Origin of the sequence: Flexivirga caeni (genome assembly GCF_003724155.1) — a bacterium.
Lineage (GTDB): Bacteria > Actinomycetota > Actinomycetes > Actinomycetales > Dermatophilaceae > Flexivirga > Flexivirga caeni.
The window spans coordinates 93,449-110,799 of the sequence record NZ_RJJQ01000003.1 but is presented as its reverse complement, the minus strand read 5'-3'; the positions used below and the strand labels follow the sequence as shown (position 1 = coordinate 110,799).

The 17,351-nt window shown below is 69.0% G+C and carries 13 protein-coding genes; 5 read left to right on the top strand and 8 right to left on the bottom strand.

The features are described from left to right. Nucleotides 1-123 precede the first annotated feature (123 nt). Nucleotides 124-1,695: a helix-turn-helix transcriptional regulator gene (locus EFY87_RS04855; RefSeq protein WP_123270344.1), complete on the bottom strand. Its 1,572-nt coding sequence runs from the start codon at nucleotides 1,693-1,695 to the stop codon at nucleotides 124-126. 119 nt (nucleotides 1,696-1,814) lie between these two features. Between EFY87_RS04855 and aceA the strand changes: the two genes are divergently transcribed. Both aceA and aceB read left to right on the top strand, forming a co-directional pair. Beyond that, the gene (aceA, locus tag EFY87_RS04850; protein ID WP_123270343.1) at nucleotides 1,815-3,107 is read left to right on the top strand and encodes an isocitrate lyase; all 1,293 of its coding nucleotides are present in this window, start codon (nucleotides 1,815-1,817) and stop codon (nucleotides 3,105-3,107) included. A gap of 223 nt (nucleotides 3,108-3,330) precedes the next feature. Next, nucleotides 3,331-5,019 (top strand): malate synthase A, encoded by a 1,689-nt coding sequence (aceB, locus tag EFY87_RS04845; protein WP_123270342.1) that lies wholly within the window; start codon nucleotides 3,331-3,333, stop codon nucleotides 5,017-5,019. A 177-nt stretch (nucleotides 5,020-5,196) separates the two neighbouring features. Here the strand turns inward: aceB and EFY87_RS04840 are convergent, their stop codons facing one another. From EFY87_RS04840 to EFY87_RS04830, 3 genes are all read right to left on the bottom strand, one after another. Then, nucleotides 5,197-6,207, bottom strand: coding sequence for an agmatine deiminase family protein (locus EFY87_RS04840; protein WP_425459351.1), 1,011 nt, complete (start codon nucleotides 6,205-6,207; stop codon nucleotides 5,197-5,199). A gap of 128 nt (nucleotides 6,208-6,335) precedes the next feature. Continuing rightward, nucleotides 6,336-7,484: a GNAT family N-acetyltransferase gene (locus tag EFY87_RS20805; RefSeq protein ID WP_158607511.1), complete on the bottom strand. Its 1,149-nt coding sequence runs from the start codon at nucleotides 7,482-7,484 to the stop codon at nucleotides 6,336-6,338. Between the two features lie 23 nt (nucleotides 7,485-7,507). After that, nucleotides 7,508-8,605 carry an amidohydrolase family protein gene (locus tag EFY87_RS04830; protein ID WP_123270340.1) on the bottom strand — a complete coding sequence of 366 codons (1,098 nt, stop codon included), beginning with the start codon at nucleotides 8,603-8,605 and terminating at the stop codon, nucleotides 7,508-7,510. Between the two features lie 69 nt (nucleotides 8,606-8,674). Between EFY87_RS04830 and EFY87_RS04825 the strand changes: the two genes are divergently transcribed. From EFY87_RS04825 to EFY87_RS04815, 3 genes are all read left to right on the top strand, one after another. Further along, on the top strand, nucleotides 8,675-10,096 hold the full coding sequence (locus tag EFY87_RS04825; protein ID WP_123270339.1) for a sigma factor-like helix-turn-helix DNA-binding protein: 1,422 nt from the start codon (nucleotides 8,675-8,677) through the stop codon (nucleotides 10,094-10,096). A gap of 36 nt (nucleotides 10,097-10,132) precedes the next feature. After that, nucleotides 10,133-10,534 carry a hypothetical protein gene (locus EFY87_RS04820; RefSeq protein ID WP_123270338.1) on the top strand — a complete coding sequence of 134 codons (402 nt, stop codon included), beginning with the start codon at nucleotides 10,133-10,135 and terminating at the stop codon, nucleotides 10,532-10,534. A 98-nt stretch (nucleotides 10,535-10,632) separates the two neighbouring features. Further along, nucleotides 10,633-11,589: a hypothetical protein gene (locus EFY87_RS04815; RefSeq protein WP_123270337.1), complete on the top strand. Its 957-nt coding sequence runs from the start codon at nucleotides 10,633-10,635 to the stop codon at nucleotides 11,587-11,589. A gap of 5 nt (nucleotides 11,590-11,594) precedes the next feature. Here the strand turns inward: EFY87_RS04815 and ffh are convergent, their stop codons facing one another. The 4 genes from ffh to EFY87_RS04795 all read right to left on the bottom strand — a co-directional run bounded on the left by ffh (nucleotide 11,595) and on the right by EFY87_RS04795 (nucleotide 17,341). After that, nucleotides 11,595-13,190 (bottom strand): signal recognition particle protein, encoded by a 1,596-nt coding sequence (gene ffh / locus EFY87_RS04810; RefSeq protein ID WP_123270336.1) that lies wholly within the window; start codon nucleotides 13,188-13,190, stop codon nucleotides 11,595-11,597. Nucleotides 13,191-13,200: 10 nt separating this feature from the next. Then, nucleotides 13,201-15,534 carry a [protein-PII] uridylyltransferase gene (locus tag EFY87_RS04805; RefSeq protein WP_123270495.1) on the bottom strand — a complete coding sequence of 778 codons (2,334 nt, stop codon included), beginning with the start codon at nucleotides 15,532-15,534 and terminating at the stop codon, nucleotides 13,201-13,203. 86 nt (nucleotides 15,535-15,620) lie between these two features. After that, nucleotides 15,621-15,959 (bottom strand): P-II family nitrogen regulator, encoded by a 339-nt coding sequence (locus EFY87_RS04800; protein ID WP_123270335.1) that lies wholly within the window; start codon nucleotides 15,957-15,959, stop codon nucleotides 15,621-15,623. Next, on the bottom strand, nucleotides 15,956-17,341 hold the full coding sequence (locus EFY87_RS04795; protein ID WP_220093510.1) for an ammonium transporter: 1,386 nt from the start codon (nucleotides 17,339-17,341) through the stop codon (nucleotides 15,956-15,958). Before EFY87_RS04795 ends, EFY87_RS04800 begins: the two co-directional genes overlap by 4 nt. Between the last annotated feature and the right edge of the window lie 10 nt (nucleotides 17,342-17,351).

Sequence of the window (17,351 nt, the reverse complement as noted above, 5' to 3'; positions counted from 1 at the left end):
CTGTCCCGCAAGCCCGACCGTCGCGCCTCCGGGACACTTCCGGCCCGATTTCCCGTCCCCAAACCTCGACCGTCGCGCCTCCGGGACACTTCCGACGCGAAATTCCCGTCCCGAAGGCCCGCCTCACCCCACGCCCGACGCGTGCCGCTCCAGAAACCGGTAGACCTCGGTGTCGTCGACGCCCGGGAACACGCCGGGCGGCATGGCGGCCAGCAGGTGCGAGTGCACGCGCGCCGACGGCCAGGCCTGTCCCGCCCATCGTTCCGCGAGCCCGGCCGGCGGCTGGTTGCAGCAGCTCGGGTCGGGGCAACGGGACACCGCGCGCTCGGTGGTCTCGCGCCCGCGCATCCATTTCACGTCGTGATAGGCCACGCCCACGTTGACCGCGAACAGCCCGTCCCTGGTGCGGTCCACGACCGCGGTGCACCAATAGGTGCCCGATCGAGTGTCGGTGTACGCCTGGTACGCCTGCGACAGGTCGGGCTGCTCGAAGACGCGGCGCGCGGTCCACGACCGGCATACCCGCTGCCCCTCGATGGCGCCGGTCGGATCGGCCGGAAACTGCACGCCATCGTTCTCGTACGCCTTGTAAACCACACCGTCCTGGCTGATCCGCATGAAGTGGACCGGGATGCCCAGGTGCCGGGTCGCCAGGTTGGTGAAGCGGTGGGCGGCGGTCTCGTAGGACACGGCATATGCGTCGCGCAGGTCCTCGATCGCGATGTCCTTCGCAGCCTTCGCGCGACGCAGGAACTCGACGGTCTCCCCTTCTGGCATCAGCAGCGCGGCGGCGAAGTAGTTGATCTCCACGCGCTGCGAGAGAAACTCGGCATAGTCCTCCGGCGGCTGGTGGCCGAGCACCAGATGCCCGACGGCATGCAATGCCAGCGAGCGCGAATCATGTTGTCCTGCCTCAGGTTGCGGCAGGTAGATGCGCTTGTTGTGCAGGTCGGTCACAGTGCGGGTCGAACCGGGCAGGTCCGAGGTGTGCACCAGTTTGTAGCCCAGGTGTGCCGCGATGCGATCGACCGTCGTGCGGCTGATCGGGCCACCCGGGTGGCTGATCGAGCCGAGCAGCTTCCCCGCCTCCGCCTCGATGTCGCCGAAGTAGTTGTCCGCCGCCCGCATCCGCTCGCGCAGTTCGGCGTTGGCGCGCCGGGCGTGCTCGGGCGTCGCTGCACTGTCGGCCCGCGCGGAGGCCATCGCCTCGTGCATACCCACCAGCGCTTCGAGCGCCTCGGTGGGCAGCCGCGGACTCACCTTCACCCGCGGCAGGCCGAGGGCCTCGTATGACGGCAGGCGCTGCGCCCGCTCCAGCCGGATCTCCAGCGCGGCGCGCCTGCTCGGCGGTGCCGTGGACAGCAGGTCCGCGAGCGGTGTCTGCAGTTCCTGCGCCAGCGCCGAGATCACCGACAGGCGAGGTTCCCGCTTGCCGTTCTCGATCAGCGACAGAGCAGAGGTCGACATACCCACGGCAGCCGCGACGTCACCCAGCGTGCGTCCGGCCGCCTGCCGCACATGCCGCACGCGCCGCCCGACGGTCAGGGTGTCGGGCACGTTGACGGTGTCCTTCGCCGCCGGTCGTATGCCGGGGGACGTCAGCCGGCCGGGATCGCTGCTGGACGCGCCGCCGCCCGCAGAAGAAGCGTTCTTGACAGCGGGTGCGGCAGCGGAACCGCGAGAAACTCGAACCATGCACCGACAATATCGCAAAAACTGCGAATTTTGATTCGAAACCTCCTGTTGCCTCGCGTCCTTGGTACCCGAAAGTAGTCACATCGAACGCACCGATATCGCGAAAGGACCGATGCAGGATGAGCACCCAGCAGCAGCCGAGCACCGCCGAGCAGGAGACCGCTCTGCAGAACGACTGGCACCGCAACCCCCGCTGGGCCGGTGTCACTCGCGACTACACCGCCGGCGATGTCATCAAGCTGCGCGGCACGGTCCAGGAGGAGTTCACCCTCGCCCGCCGCGGCGCCGAGCAACTCTGGGACAAGCTGCACACCGAGGACTATGTCAATGCGCTCGGCGCACTGACCGGCAACCAGGCGGTGCAGCAGGTCAAGGCGGGCCTGAAGGCGATCTATCTGTCCGGCTGGCAGGTCGCCGGTGACGCGAACCTCGCCGCCCAGACCTACCCCGATCAGTCGCTCTACCCGGCCAACTCGGTCCCCCAGGTGGTGCGTCGCATCAACAACGCGCTGCTGCGTGCCGACCAGATCGAGTTCTCCGAGGGCGTCAAGACGGTCGATGACTGGCTCGTGCCGATCATCGCCGACGCGGAGGCCGGTTTCGGCGGCCCGCTCAACGCCTTCGAGCTGATGAAGGGCATGATCGGCGCCGGCGCCGCGGGGGTGCACTGGGAGGACCAGCTGGCCTCGGAGAAGAAGTGCGGCCACCTCGGCGGCAAGGTGCTGATCCCGACGCAGCAGCACGTGCGCACGCTGAACGCCGCGCGGCTGGCCGCGGACGTCTCCGGCGTCCCATCGGTCATCATCGCCCGCACCGATGCCGAGGCCGCGACGCTGCTCACCACGGATGTCGATGAGCGCGATCGCGAGTTCCTGACCGGCGAGCGCACCGGCGAGGGCTTCTACAAGGTGCGAAACGGCATCGAGCCGTGCATCGCACGGGCGAACGCGTATGCCGACTACGCGGACCTGATCTGGATGGAGACCGGCACCCCGGACCTCGCGCTCGCCAAGCAGTTCGCCGAGGCGGTCAAGAAGGACCACCCAGACCAGATGCTCGCCTACAACTGCAGCCCGTCGTTCAACTGGAAGAAGCACCTGGACGACGACACGATCGCCAAGTTCCAGCGCGAGCTGGGCGCGATGGGCTACAAGTTCCAGTTCATCACGCTGGCCGGTTTCCACGCCCTCAACTACTCGATGTTCGACCTGGCCTACGGTTACGCCCGGGAGCAGATGAAGGCGTATGTCGAGCTGCAGGAGAAGGAGTTCGCCAGCGAGGCGCGCGGTTACACGGCGACCAAGCACCAGCGCGAAGTCGGCACCGGCTACTTCGACCTGGTGTCCACCGCACTGAACCCCGACAGCGCCACCACGGCGTTGAAGGACTCCACCGAGGCCGCGCAGTTCTAAGGTCGCGTCACTCAAACTTCCGGGTCTGCGCGGTCACCTGGCTCCGGCCGTGCAGACCCGGGATTCACCCCACAAGATCACTCCAATCGTTCGTCATACCAAGGCAATCCGTGCACTAGAGGCTGGAGATGCGTGGGCGTTCCGGTCGCAAGCTCCCTGCAACGCCCACGCATCTCCAGCCTCCTGTGCCTGTTCGGAATTAACGTCCGGAAAGGACATTGTCATGTGCGAGACCCACGGAAGCCCCGTGGTGCGCGGCACCATGCACCCACGCTTCGACCAGGTCGTCACCCCGGAAGCGCTTGCCTTCGTCGCAGTCCTCGACGGCGCGTTCGCAGGCCGCCGGGCCGAGTTGCTCGCTGCTCGCCGGCACCGCGCGAAGGAGATCGACGGCGGCGCAAACCTCGACTACCTGCCCGAGACAGCCGCGATCCGGGCCGACCCCACCTGGAAGGTCGCGGCTCCGGGCCCGGGTCTGGCCGATCGCCGCTGCGAGTTGATCGCCCCGGCGAGCCCGGGCACCGCTGCGCACGCGATGAATTCGGGTGCCTCGACCTGGCTGGCGGACCTGGAGGACAGCGTCGCCCCGTCGTGGCGGAACATCATCGACGGCCAGATCACGCTGTATGACGCCATCCGCGGCGACCTGCGCTACGAATCGTCCGACGGCGCCACGCTCACGACGACCGGCGCCGGACCCACGATCATCATGCGGCCTCGTGGCTGGCACCTGTGCGAGAAGCACATCACGATCGACGGGCGGCCAATCTCCGCCTCGCTGTTCGACTTCGGCCTCTACTTCTTCCACAACGCGAAGCAACTGATCGACAACGGTGCCGGGCCCTACTTCTACCTGCCCAAGATCGAGTCGCACCTCGAAGCGCGCCTGTGGAACGACGTCTTCGTCCTCGCCCAGCGGGAGCTCGGCATCCCGCAGGGCACCATCCGCGCAACGGTCCTCATCGAGACGCTCCCGGCTGCCTTCGAGATGGATGAGATCCTCTACGAATTGCGTTCGCACTGCAGCGGATTGACCGAGGGTCGGTGGGACTACCTGTTCAGCTACGTGCGGACGTTCGCGCACCGTGGCGACGAGTTCGTGCTGCCCGACCGCGACAAGCTGACGATGACCACGCCGTTCCTGCGCGCCCTGACCACCTTGCTGATCGCGACCTGTCACAAGCGGTGGGCCTACGCGATCAGCGGTCCGGCAGCGGTGAACCCGACCGGGCATGACGAGGCCGCCCGGCACCGTGCGCTGGCGCAAGTCACCGCGGAGAAGCAGCGCGAGGCGACCGAGGGCTTCGACGGATCCTGGGTGGCGCACCCGGCGGTCGTGGAGACCTGCCTGGCGGCATACCGCTCGGTGCTCGGCGACCGTGTCGACCAGCGCTCACTGCGTCAGGCGGTTGCGCTGCCCGCGTCCGACCTGGTCTCTCTGACCGGCGTGCACCAGACGATCACCCTCGGCGGCGTGCGGCACAGCGTCTCGGTCTCGCTGCGTTACCTCGCCGCGTGGGTGGGCGGCACGGGTGCCATCACGATCGACAATCTGATGGAAGACGCTGCAACCGTTGAGATTTCACGCGCACAGCTGTGGCAGTGGCTGCATCACGAGTCGCAACTGGCCGAGGGTCCGCGAGTCACCCGCGAGCTGCTCGATCGGATCATCGACGAGGAGATCGCGTCCCTCACCCGCGGGCAGGACGACGTCACGGCGGCACGTTTCCAGGCTGCGCGCGAGGTGCTCGACTTCACCGCGTTGAGCGACTACCTGCCGGGCTTCTTCACCAACTACGCCTACGTCCGCTATCTCACCGAGCAGGCGCTGCGGATGAAGCCCACCAGCCCCGACGACCTGCGCCAGTCCGAGCGGGTGAACGCGGCCGCCGACGCGGAACCCGCCGCCTGACCGCGCAGCCTCGTCCGCCGAGCGGGGTAGTTCCGTGCCGAGCGGGGTAGAAACCGGGGCCGCCAGGGTCCGGGTATGTACCCCGCTCGGTGGATTAGTACCCCGCTCGATGATGGGCGACGGGTCTATGGGGTCCGGCGGTCCGCCACCAGCCCCGCTGGTCGAGTAGCCGCAGAGCTACTCGGCCAGCGAGGGCTGCTGCTGGGTGATGCAGTGGATGCCGCCGCCACGGGCGAAGAGCGGTCGCGCGTCGACGGTCACGACCCGGCGGCCGGGGTATGCGTCGGCGAGCAACGCGGCCGCCTCGTCGTCGTGCGGGTCACCGAACGAGCAGGCGATCACCCCGCCGTTGACGACCAGGTGGTTGAGGTAGCTGTAGTCGACCGGCCCCTCGTCGTCCGTGAGCACAGCGGGAGCGGGCACCTTACGGATGTCCCAACTGCGGCCGGCCGCGTCGGTGGTCTCGCGCAGGGCTCGTTCGATCTCCTGCATGACCGCGTGGTCCGGGTGAGCCGGGTCGCGCTGGTCATGCAGCAGCAGGACTCCCGGCGCGGAAATCGCAGCGACGATGTCGACGTGTCCCCGCGTGCCGAACCGCTCCGAGTCGCGTGTCAGGCCACGCGGCAGCCACACTGCGTGGGTCGCGCCGATCGTGCGAGCGAGCTCGGCTTCGATGTCTTCCTTGGTCGCGTCCGGGTTACGTCCCGGGTCGAGTTGCACCGTCTCCGTGACGAGCACCGTGCCCTCGCCGTCGACGTGAATCCCGCCGCCCTCATTGACGATCGGCGAATCGATGCACGGAACGCCGGCTTCCTGCAGGACGTATGACGCGACCTTCGCGTCCTTGTCCCAGGTCGCCCACTCCTGCGCGCCCCAGCCGTTGAACACCCAGTTGACTCCGGCCAGCACGCCGTCGTCGACGACGAACGTCGGACCGATGTCGCGCATCCACGCATCGTCCAGCGGGGTGTGCACGATCTCGATCTCGGCCGACAGGTAACGGCGCGCGATCTCGGCGTCGACGGGGTCGACGACCATCGTGACCGGCTCGAATTCCAGTGCGGCGTGCGCCACGGCCGACCAGGTCAACCGGGCCTCGTCGGCGTCGGCGGCGGTCTCGCCGAGCGTGTAGCCCTCGGAGGGGAAGGCCATCCAGATCCGGTCCTGCTGCGCCGTCTCGCTCGGCATACGGGGGCTCATGGCCCCAGATTCCCACACCCGTGCACGTCGCGCACCACGCAGCCGGGTCTCGATACACCCTTCGATACGCTCCTCCGCTTCGCTCCCCCGCTACTCAGGACAGGCCCCCCGCTGTGTCAGCGCGCGAACGACTCCTGCGCGCGCAGTGCCGCGTGAGTGACGGTGCGCGCGTCGACCGGGTGCGACGTGTCGACGTCGATGCGGACGCCGAAGTCGAATGCCTTGCCGTTGCGGGCGATCCAGTCCCAGTCGAGCGTCAGCTGGGTGGTGAAGTCCGTGCCGTGCACGGGGTGCCGGCGGCCGGCAGCGACCCGTTCCTCGTGCCGGCGGCGAGCGGTCGGCAGCGGCAGCGAGCACCACACGTGGGGCACGATGGCCGGGTCAAAACCGGCCCGCTGCAGACCGTCGACCGCGTACGGCTGGTCGTCGGCCCACCAGATGTTCTCCACCACACCGCCGACCGGCGACGCGGCGAGCAGCTGCCACAACAGCTCGCTCGCTCCGGCGCCGAGCGGCGACCCGCGGCCGCTGGTGCCGGCCAGCACCGGACGCACCTCCTGCGACGCGTTGTCGAAAAGCGTCTCCTTGACCATGTCCTTGGCGAAGAGCGGCAGTCCCAGCTCGGCGGCGAGTCGTGGCGCCAGCGTCGACTTCCCGGAACCGGGAATCCCGTTGACGAGCAACACCATTCGCGGTCCGCGATGGGGCGAGTATGCCGAGGCGGGCCACTCCTCGCGCGTCATCGCGTGCATGACGTGGTCCCGCCATGCCGGACGGTCCGCCCCCGGCAGCCACAGCATGTCCCGGACCAACCCTTCGCGCCGAAAACCCAGTGACCGCAACAGACCCGCCGACGGGGAGTTGCCCGGACGGACGTTCGCCTCAAGCCGATGCAGCCCCATCCCCTCGGGCTGCGGCCGGAACGCGAGATTGATGATCTGGCGCATCCCTTCGGCAAAAAGACCCCTCCCGACATACGGGTCGTAGGAGTCGTAGCCGAGCACTCCACTCTGGAACCGCCCGCGAACAACGTTGGTGACGTTGACCTTTCCGACGATGCCGTGGCTCCCCTCCGGATCGGTCGCGTGAATGAGGAAGGTGCGGTGTTCCTCGCTCTGCCGGTCGAGGTGCCAGCCGATGTCGTCGGGGTTGACGGGGTTCCAGACGCTGATGCGAGCGGCCGACTGCTGCACTGCGGCGCGGTATGCCGGGACGTCGTCCGGCTGCACCGTGCGGACCCAGACGCGGCGACCGGACGAACGCAAGGGCTGCAACCGCTGGCCGACGTTCAGGGCTGCACCTGCCGACCGCGCAGGACGACTCGTGCCGGAGCTGCCAGGATGCGCACGTCGTCGCGCGGATCTTCTTCGTAGACAACGAAGTCCGCGCTCTCTCCGTCGTCGAGCCCGGGTCGACCGAGCCAATCGCGGGCACCCCAGGTGGCGGCGCTGATCGCTTCCAGGTTCGTCATCCCGGCCTTGGTCAGCTCAGCGACTTCCGCAGCGACCAGTCCGTGCGGCAGCTGACCGCTCGCATCGGTGCCCACCCAGATCGGCACGCCGGCTTCGTGCGCGGCCGCGATGGTGTCGAAGCGCCGGGCATAGAGGTCGCGCATGTGCGCGGCATACCCCGGGAACTTGGCCTCGCCGGCGTCGGCGAACTTCGGGAAGTTCTCGATGTTGACGAGCGTCGGGACGATTGAAATCCGTTGCTGCGCAAACAGATCGATCGAGTCGGGCAGCAACCCCGAAGCGTGCTCGATGCAGTCGGTGCCGGCCGCGGCGAAGTCGAGCAGCGACTCCTCCCCGAAGCAGTGTGCGGTGACACTCGCACCTTCCTCGTGCGCCGCGTCGATCGCGGCACGCAGCGCTTCGCGCGGCCAGCACGGCGCGAGGTCTCCACGATCCCGGTCGATCCAGTCGCCGACGAGCTTGACCCAGCCGTCGCCGCGCCGCGCCTCCTGCCGCACGTAGGCAACGAGGTCCTCCGGCTCGATCTCGTGCGCGAAGTTGCGGATGTAGCGCTTGGTGCGGGCAATGTGCCGGCCGGCCCGGATGATCCGCGGCAGGTCGTCGCGTTCGTCGATCCAGTGCGTGTCGACCGGCGAGCCGGCGTCGCGCAGCAGCAACGCACCCGCCTCGCGCTCGGTCAGCGCGTGCTGCTCCGTGGTCGCCTTGTCGACACCGCCGTGCGCCTCCAGCCCGACGTGACAGTGCGCATCGACCAGCCCGGGAAGCACGAAACCTCGCACCGTCTGCACGTTTTCGGTGTCGTATGGCGCTGTCCAGCTGATCCGGCCACCGATCACCCACAGCTCGTCGCGGACTTCCTCAGGACCGACCAGGACACGACCGGTCACGTGCAGCACGGGTGCATCGTTCGCCATACCACCGACATTACTTGCCGCGGCGCCGGAACGACCGCACGTGCGTGCGTTTCGGCATACCCTGAGCGCATGCGGGGCAACGTCGGCGAGGACCTGGCGGATTTCGTCGCGGCACGCACCGCGGAGTTGCACCGCACGGCATACCTGCTGGCCGGTGACCAGGACGATGCCGAGCGCCTCGTCGCCCGCGCCGTCGGGCAACTCGCACGCGACACCGCGGACGTCGGGCAGGCCGGCCAGCACGCCCGGCAGAGTATGGCGCGGCTCGCTGTCGCCGGGACGGCGCCGACCGTCGGCGGGGACACCCCGGACACCGCACCGGTCCTGCGCCTGTCACCCCGCCAGCGCGCGATCCTGATGCTCCGGCACCTGGACGGACTCACCGTCCGGATGACGGCCCGCCAGCTCGGCATACCGCGGCGCGAGATCCAGCGCGACGAGGAAACTGCCTGCGCCACCATGGGATTCGCAGTCGACGACCACCGGATCGGCGAGATGCTCACGAACCTCGGCGAGCACGCCGCCTGGCCGGACCCGGCCGTCACGATCGAACGCTCTCGCCATGCCCCGGCGTCTCGGCTCATCAGCCGCACCCGTGTGGCAGCAGCGATCGGCGTCGCCGCGGTCACCATTGCCGCCGTGACTGTCAGCAACGCCGCCCACGACAGCTGGCTGCGCTCGCCCGCGGGAATCAATGCCACCCACGGCACTCACTTCCATGCCTATACGCAGGGCTACAAACTCGTCGGGGTACAGACCGTGACGGTCGGCGCCACCCGCACAATCAACGACCTGGCTCCGGGTGGTGTGCTGGCGCTCAGCTGCGCGCGCCCCGATCCAAGAGTTCCGGCCAACTGGCCGCAGATCACGGATGGCACTGACGTCCCGCAGCCGTATCCCTGCGCGGCTCAGTCTGACCGACGCTACTACCTGTACGCCCCCGATGGGGTGACGTCGGTGACCGCTCCCCGGCAGGGCCACCAGGAGATCGCGGTAGCGCGGTATGTGCCGGTGCCCTGGGATCGTTATCCGGTTGCCAAGAGTCATTTCGACGTCCAGCACAACGTTCCCCTCGACCTGAACGCGAAGGCGAACTTTGGCGACTCTCCGGTGCGCGTCGGCGAGACGCTGACGATGCACGGCACCAACGGCACATTCACCGGCACGGCCCGAGTGCCGCCCTCGGCGGCGAGCACCACTCTCTTCATGAGCGGGCTGTTGTCGCCAACCACGACCGGACAATACCGCATCGAAGTCGGTGGATCGCCGATGTCGGACTGCTCGATCCCCGGTTCCGCCGACGATAACGACAGCGGCTGGTGCCGGATCTACGACCGCTGGGTGCCACAGGTGCCGATGAGCGATCTGGGCGGCCCTGACCCGGACATCGACACCCACGGCGGTTCGGTGGTCGTCCGGGTCCAGGTCCGCGACGCACTCGGGCCGTGGAAGCTGCAGATCCGCTACGACCGATACAAGGCACAGAACTGACCACGCGGCGCTGCCGATCCGCCTACCCTGGGAGTCATGCGGACGGCCGCTGCGAACGACTTCGATGAGTTCGTCGTCGCCCGCGCCCCGGACCTGCACCACGACGCCTACCTGCTCACCGCCTCCCAGGAGGACGCGGAGCGACTCGTCGCGACAGTTCTCGCCGAGTTGGAGCGTGAGCGCACCGACCTCTCCCGGGCGACTGCGACCGCCCGCCTGCGTATGGCGCGCAGGGCCGCTCGCCTCGACCTGCCATCCGGCGCCGGCACCGGCGGTTTCCCCGCGCGCTTCCGCTCCTCGCCGGGCTCAGCCCGCGTCAGCGCGCCATACTCACGCTGGAAGTCCTCGACGACCACGAACCGGCCGCTGCGGCTCGGGCGCTTCACCTGCGATCGCACGACGTCACGCAGGCGTATGCCGGCATACCGCCCGAGCTGACCGGCGCCGACCGGGCCGACCGGCGCCGCCTGCTGGACGATTTCGGCGATCTGGCCGAATCCCCTGACCCGAGAACGACGCTCGACGCCATCCGCGCCGTGCCACCGCCGCCGCGTCGCACCTGGTGGACGTATGCCGCCGCCGCCCTGGTCGTCGTCGTCACGATCTCGTCCGTGTGGATCGCACAGACCTGGCACGACGAATGGCTGCGTACGGCGGCCGGCCTCAACCACGCGCACGGCACGCACTTCCCGGCGTACACCCAGGGCTATCGGCTGGTCGCCATCCACGAAGTCGCGATCGGGCCTGACTCCGAGCCCTTCACCGCGCCGCACGGCACGGCAGCTGTCGCGGTGGCCTGTTCCAACGCGCGCGTGCCTATCACCATCGGCAGCGAACTGCCAGGCCAATACCTCCAGCAGTCCTGCCCGGGCGGTTCGGCAACCCCGGAGCTCACCCCGGTGCGGGGATCTACCTCGGTGATGACCTACGACACCGCGCGGTCGCAGTGGCCGGTCGCGGTCTACCAGAAGCTGCCGTGGAACGAATATCCGGTGGCGACAAGCAGTTTCATTCTCGAGCACAACACCACGCTGGACGCGCTGCGCCGACAGACGACCGAAGACGGACACCTGATCCGGCCTGCTGCCCAGGGAACGGTGCTGACCCTGCACGGCGACGCGGACCAGCCCAACGGCACCTTCACCGGGCGGCTGACACTGCCGCCGGTCACCGCAGGATCCGTTCCCGAGTTGGACATCACCGGCCTGCTGTCGCCCACAGGCACCGGACAGTTCCGGGTCCTGATCAACGGCCGGCTGCCCTGGGTGAACTGCACATCGATCGCGATCACGAGGAACACCTCCCACCCGGACACCTGGTGCTCGCTCTACGACCGGCGCATCCCGGCCATCGACTTCCGCACGGTGGATCCGCCGGCACTGGGCAGCCGAAGCACTTCAGCAGAGGTCCAGGTGACCGTCGAGCACGCCGTCGGACCGTGGACCGTGCAGGTCGTCGCCGATCGCTACCCCGACAGCGCACCGAGCGGCTGACGACCTCAGTCCTTGTTCGCTCCCGGGCCGAGGAACTTCTCAAAACCCTTGGGTAGCTTGAGGTTCGAGAAGTCCTGTTCCTCCTGCTGCCCGAACGCGCTGCCCATCGCCTTGTCCCGCGCGCCCGTCGCCTTCTGCGCTGCGGCGGCCTCCTGCTGGGCGCGTTTGGCGGGGTTGCCGCTCTTGCCCTTCTTCTTCGGCTGCTGCTTGCCGCGTTTCGCACCACCGCCGGGGAGCCCCGGCATACCGGGCATGCCACCGCCGCGCCGCATCTGGCGCATCATCTTCTGCGCCTGACCGAAACGCTCCAGCAGCGAATTGACCTCGGACACCGTGACACCCGAGCCACCGGCGATGCGTGCCCGGCGGGAGCCGTTGATCTGCTTGGGGTGGGTGCGCTCGAACGGCGTCATAGACCGGACCATCGCCTCGACCCGGTCGAACTCCCGCTCGTCCAGGTTGGCCAGCTGCTCCTTCATCCCGGACATGCCGGGCATCATCCCCATCAGCGCCTTCAGGTTGCCCATCTTCTTGATGGCCGCCATCTGCTGCAGGAAGTCGTCGAAGGTGAAGTCCTCCTCGTCCATGAACTTGCGCGCCATCGCGGCGGCCTGGTCACGGTCGAAGGCCTTCTCAGCCTGCTCGATCAGGGTGAGCACATCACCCATGTCGAGAATGCGCGACGCCATCCGGTCGGGGTGGAAGACCTCGATGTCCTTGGTCTGCTCACCGATCGAGGAGAACATGATCGGCCGGCCGGTGACCGACGCCACCGACAGCGCCGCACCACCGCGGGCGTCACCGTCGAGCTTGGACAACACGACACCGGTGAAGTCGACCCCCTTCTGGAAGGCGAGCGCGGTCTCGATCGCCGCCTGCCCGATCATCGCGTCGATGACGAACAGCACCTCGTCAGGCTGGATCGCGTCGCGGATGTCGGCAGCCTGCTGCATGAGGTTCTCATCGACCGCGAGCCGGCCCGCGGTGTCGACGATCACCACGTCGTACTGGCGCACCTTCGCCTGACCGACACCGGCCCGCGCGACCCACACCGGGTCGCCATACGACTGGGTGCCCTCGGCCGTGGCCGCGTCGTGACCGCCGACGTTGCCGGGCTCGGGGGCGAAACACGGCACGCCGGCCCGCTCGGCGACCACCTCCAGCTGGGTCACCGCATTAGGCCGCTGCAGGTCGGCCGCCACCAGCACCGGGAAGTGACCCTTGTCACGCAGGAAACGCGCCAGCTTGCCGGCGAACGTGGTCTTTCCGGAACCCTGCAGACCGGCCAGCATGATGACGGTCGGCGGGTGCTTGGCCATCTGCAGCTCACGGGTCTGCCCGCCGAGGACGCCGACGAGCTCCTCGTTGACGATCTTCACGACCTGCTGGCCCGGGTTCAGCGCCTGGCTGACCTCGGCACCGAGCGCCCGCTCGCGGACACGCCCGGTGAACTCACGGACAACCGGTGTCGCGACGTCGGCATCGATCAGCGCGAGCCGGATGTCGCGGATCGTGGAGTTGATATCGGACTCGGAGAGCCGACCCTTGCCCCGGAGGTTCTTGAAGGTCGACGTCAGGCGGTCGGACAGGCTGTTGAACACGCAGGCAAGGTTAACTGACTGCTGCACCGTCACACGCGTCGATCAGCGCGGCGATGATGCGCGCGACTTCCGGCGGCGGGACCAGCTCGCCGGTGCCGGTCGTGACGTAGAACGTGTCGAGCGACTGGCCGGCATACGTCGCCACGTGTGCGGACCGCACCGCCAGACCATGTGCCGCGAAGGTCTCCCCGAGGTCGCCGAGCAGGCCGGCCCGGTCCGCCGTACGCACCTCCAGGACCAGGGCGTCGGCGGACGCGTCCGGCACGACCGTCGCCCGCGACGGCGGCTGCCCGGCCCCCGGTATGGCGCGCGGCTGGCGCCGCGGGCGAGTCTGGCCGGGCTGACGCAGCCCGCGCACCAGCTGGTCGACGCTCGGCAGGTCCGCGAGCGGCGCCTCCACGTGCCAGGTGTTGTGCGCGACCCCGTCGGTCGTGCGGATCCGGGCGGAGCGCACCGTCATACCGAACGACGCCAGGAGCGCCGCACTGGCGGCGAACAGTCCCGGCCGGTCGGTGTCCGAGATCTCGATCTGCGCACCCGACGGCGTCGGCAGCACCAGCACGTATGGCGCTCCGCCGCGCACCTGTTGCGCAATCACCGGGTCGAGCGCGCCCTCCTCGGCGGGCAGCACCCGGTGCCGGTCCTCCAGCGCGGCCCGGGCGTGCTCGACGAGCGTGGTGACCAGCCCGGCCCGCCACGAGGTCCACGCCTTGGGGCCTGCGGCGACCGCATCCGCCTCGGTCAGGGCGGCCAGCAGGGCGAGCACGTCCGGCTCCTCCCCGACCGCGGCGATCAGCGCCTTAACGGTCTGCGGGTCGTGCGGATCGCGCCGGGTGGCCAGGTCGACGATCGTCAGGTGCTCGCGCACCAGCAATTCCAGCGTCGCGACGTCTGCGGCGTCGAAACCCATCCGCCGCGCGACGTTCGCCGCGACGGGAGCACCCTCGACGGCATGATCGTGGACCCCCGCGATCTTGCCGATGTCGTGCAGTAGCGCCGCGATCAGCAGCAGGTCGGGCCGGCGCACCCGGTCCCGGATCGCAGCGGCCTGCACGACGGTCTCGATCAGGTGCCGGTCGACGGTGAACCGGTGCACCGGGCTGCGCTGCGGGCGCCCGCGCACCGCCGCCCATTCCGGCAGCCAGCCACCGATGACTCCCGTCAGGTCGAGCGTCTCCCAGACACTCACCAGCCCCGGCCCGGAGGCGAGCAGGTCCACGAAGGCATCCCGGATCTCGGCCGGCCAGGGCGTCGCGATCCCCGGGAGGTCGGCGGTCAGATTGTGCAGCGTGCTCGGCGCGATCGGCACCCCGCGCGAGGCTGCGGCACCAGCAGCTCGCAGCAGCACGAGGGCACCGCGACGGTGGACGTCCCGGCTGCCGAGCACCACTTCCCCGTCGTGCAGGTAGAGGCCGTGCCCGAGTGGCCGCAGCACTGGCCGGCGCGGTCCGGTCCGCAGCGTCCGCGCCCGCTGCGACTGCCCCGCGCGCCGCATCGTGTCGGTGAGCGCGTGCGAGACGACGCGACCGGCCTGGACGACGGAGGTGAGCAGTTCGTCGGCGTCCGGTTCGCCGAGCAGGGCGGCGACGGCGTCCTGGTCCTGACGGGCCAGCCGGTCGCGCCCACGGCCGGTCACCACGTGCAGCGCGTCCCGCACGTCGAGCAGCCGGTCGTATGCCGTGTCCAGCGCTCCGTGCGGCCGGTCGGCCAGCCACGCCCCGGCCAGCGCCCGGAGCACCGCCATGTCACGCAGGCCGCCGGCGGCCTCTTTCAGGTCCGGTTCCAGGTCGGCCGACAGGTCGCCGTGCCGCTCGTGCCGCACCCGCACCGACTCGGCCAGCTCCGGCAGCCGCTTGCGAGCATTGGCCCGCCAGTCATGGGCGATGCCCTGGCGAACCTGGGCGACCAGCAACGCGTCGCCGGCAACCGGTTCAATGTCCAGCAGCCCGGTCGTCGCCGCCAGGTCCCCTGAGGCGACCGACCGACACTCCTTGGGCGTGCGCAGACTGTGATCCAGTCGAATCCCGTTGTCCCACAACGGATACCACAGTGCATCCGCCAGCGCGTTCAGATCGTCGGCACTGATCGAGCGGCCGTCGTGCAGCAGCACCAGGTCGAAATCGCACAGCGGACCGCCGTCCCGCCGGGCGAGGCTGCCCACCACCGCGAGCGCCACCCCCGTGCCGGGCGCACCGGTGGAGCGCGCCGCGTCGGCATACAACTCGCGCAGCACCTCCAGGGTGTATGCCGCCAGCCGCGCCCTGCGCTTCGGCCCCTCGCCGAGCCGGGTGAACTCCCGGGTGCCCGCGAGGTCCAGTCGTTTCTGGTCGATCCCCGTGATCATGCTGATCCGCTCCTTCATCGCACCGCCGCGCCCTCGCTGCAAGCAGCGGGCACCACCAGCCGGTGGTGCCCGCTGCGGCCCTGTCGTCAGATGGCGCCTTCGCCGCGTTCGCCGGTGCGGACCCGCACGATGTCGTCGATCGGCACGACCCACACCTTCCCGTCGCCGATCCGCCCGGTCTGCGCGGTCTTGACGATCACGTCCACGACGCTTGCCGCGTCCAGATCCTCGACGACGGCCTCCAGCCGGATCTTCGGGACGAAGTCGACGGTGTATTCCGCACCGCGGTAGACCTCGCTGTGCCCGCGCTGCCGGCCGTAACCGCTGACCTCGCTGACCGTCATACCGGTGATGCCGTAGGTCTCCAGTGCTTCCTTCACCTCGTCGAGCTTGAAGGGCTTGATGATCGCCGTGACGAGTTTCATGCGTCCACTTCCTCCTTGTTCGTGGTCCGGATCGGGTGATCCGGACGGTGCCCGATGCGGCTGCCGCTGAACAGGTTGCCGAAGTCGTATGCCGTTTCGGCGTGTTCGGTCTGGTCGACCCCTTCGGCCTCGTCCTGCTCGTCGACCCGGAAGCCCATCGTCTTGTGCAGCAGCCAGCCGATGATGTAGGTCACCACGAAGGAGAAGATCAGCACGAAGAACGCTGCGCCGGCTTGCACGCCCAACTGGAGGAACCCGCCACCGTAGAACAGGCCCTCCTGGGTGCCGGAGCCGTTGGGGCTGCCCTTGCTGGCCAGCAGGCCGATCAACAGGGTGCCGATGAGCCCACCGACCAGGTGCACGCCCACCACGTCCAGGCTGTCATCGAAGCCCAGCTTGAACTTCAGCCCGACCGCGAGCGCGCACACCGCGCCGGCGACCACGCCCACGATCAGCGAACCGATCGGGGTGACTGTGGCACAGGCCGGAGTGATCGCGACCAGGCCCGCGACGACGCCGGAGGCCGCACCCAGCGAGGTGAAGTGACCGTCTCGCAGCCGCTCCACGACCAGCCAGCCGAGCATCGCAGCGGCCGTCGCACCGAGTGTGTTCACCCAGACGCCGGCGGCCAGCGGGCCGGCCGACAGCGCGGATCCGGCGTTGAAGCCGAACCAGCCGAACCACAGGATGCCGGCACCGATCATCACCAGGGTGATGTTGTGCGGCCGCATCGGGTCACGCCCGAAGCCGAGCCGCTTGCCGAGCACCAGGGCCAGCGCCAGACCGGCCGCGCCGGCATTGATGTGGATGGCGGTGCCGCCTGCGAAGTCGTAGGCGCCGTGGCCGTGCAGGAAGAACCCGCCGTTGGCGATCCAGCCGCCGGTGTTCGCGGCGAACTTGTTGAACGCGAACACCCAGTGGGCCGCCGGGAAGTAGACGATCGTCGCCCACACCACGGTGAACACCGTCCAGGTGGTGAACTTCGCCCGGTCGGCGATCGCGCCGCTGACGAGGGCGACCGCGATGATCGCGAAGACGACCTGGAAGGCGACGAACGCGGGGCCGGGGATCGTCCCGTAGGTCGCGGTCAGCACACCGTGCAGGCCGAAGTGGTCGAAGGGATTGCCGATCCAGCCGCCGGAGCTGTCCGCGCCGAAGGCTTCGGAATATCCCCAGAGCAGCCACACCACGCCGATGGTGCCCATGCTGATGAAGCTCATCATCATCATGTTCAGCACGCTCTTGGTGCGCACCATCCCGCCGTAGAACAGCGCGAGGCCGGGGGTCATGAACAACACGAGGGCGGCTGCAGCCAGCACCCAGGCGGTATCACCCGAGTTCGGCGTTGGAGGGGCCGCCATGGCCAGGGAAGTCAATGTCATGCGAGTAAGC

Bases quoted from the DNA above. Each gene is read 5' to 3' on its own strand.
- EFY87_RS04855 (WP_123270344.1), bottom strand. From the start codon at position 1,695: ATGGTTCGAGTTTCTCGCGGTTCCGCTGCCGCACCCGCTGTCAAGAAC.
- aceA (WP_123270343.1), top strand. From the start codon at position 1,815: ATGAGCACCCAGCAGCAGCCGAGCACCGCCGAGCAGGAGACCGCTCTG.
- aceB (WP_123270342.1), top strand. From the start codon at position 3,331: ATGTGCGAGACCCACGGAAGCCCCGTGGTGCGCGGCACCATGCACCCA.
- EFY87_RS04840 (WP_425459351.1), bottom strand. From the start codon at position 6,207: ATGCCGAGCGAGACGGCGCAGCAGGACCGGATCTGGATGGCCTTCCCC.
- EFY87_RS04830 (WP_123270340.1), bottom strand. From the start codon at position 8,605: ATGGCGAACGATGCACCCGTGCTGCACGTGACCGGTCGTGTCCTGGTC.
- EFY87_RS04825 (WP_123270339.1), top strand. From the start codon at position 8,675: ATGCGGGGCAACGTCGGCGAGGACCTGGCGGATTTCGTCGCGGCACGC.
- EFY87_RS04820 (WP_123270338.1), top strand. From the start codon at position 10,133: ATGCGGACGGCCGCTGCGAACGACTTCGATGAGTTCGTCGTCGCCCGC.
- EFY87_RS04805 (WP_123270495.1), bottom strand. From the start codon at position 15,534: ATGATCACGGGGATCGACCAGAAACGACTGGACCTCGCGGGCACCCGG.
- EFY87_RS04800 (WP_123270335.1), bottom strand. From the start codon at position 15,959: ATGAAACTCGTCACGGCGATCATCAAGCCCTTCAAGCTCGACGAGGTG.
- EFY87_RS04795 (WP_220093510.1), bottom strand. From the start codon at position 17,341: ATGACATTGACTTCCCTGGCCATGGCGGCCCCTCCAACGCCGAACTCG.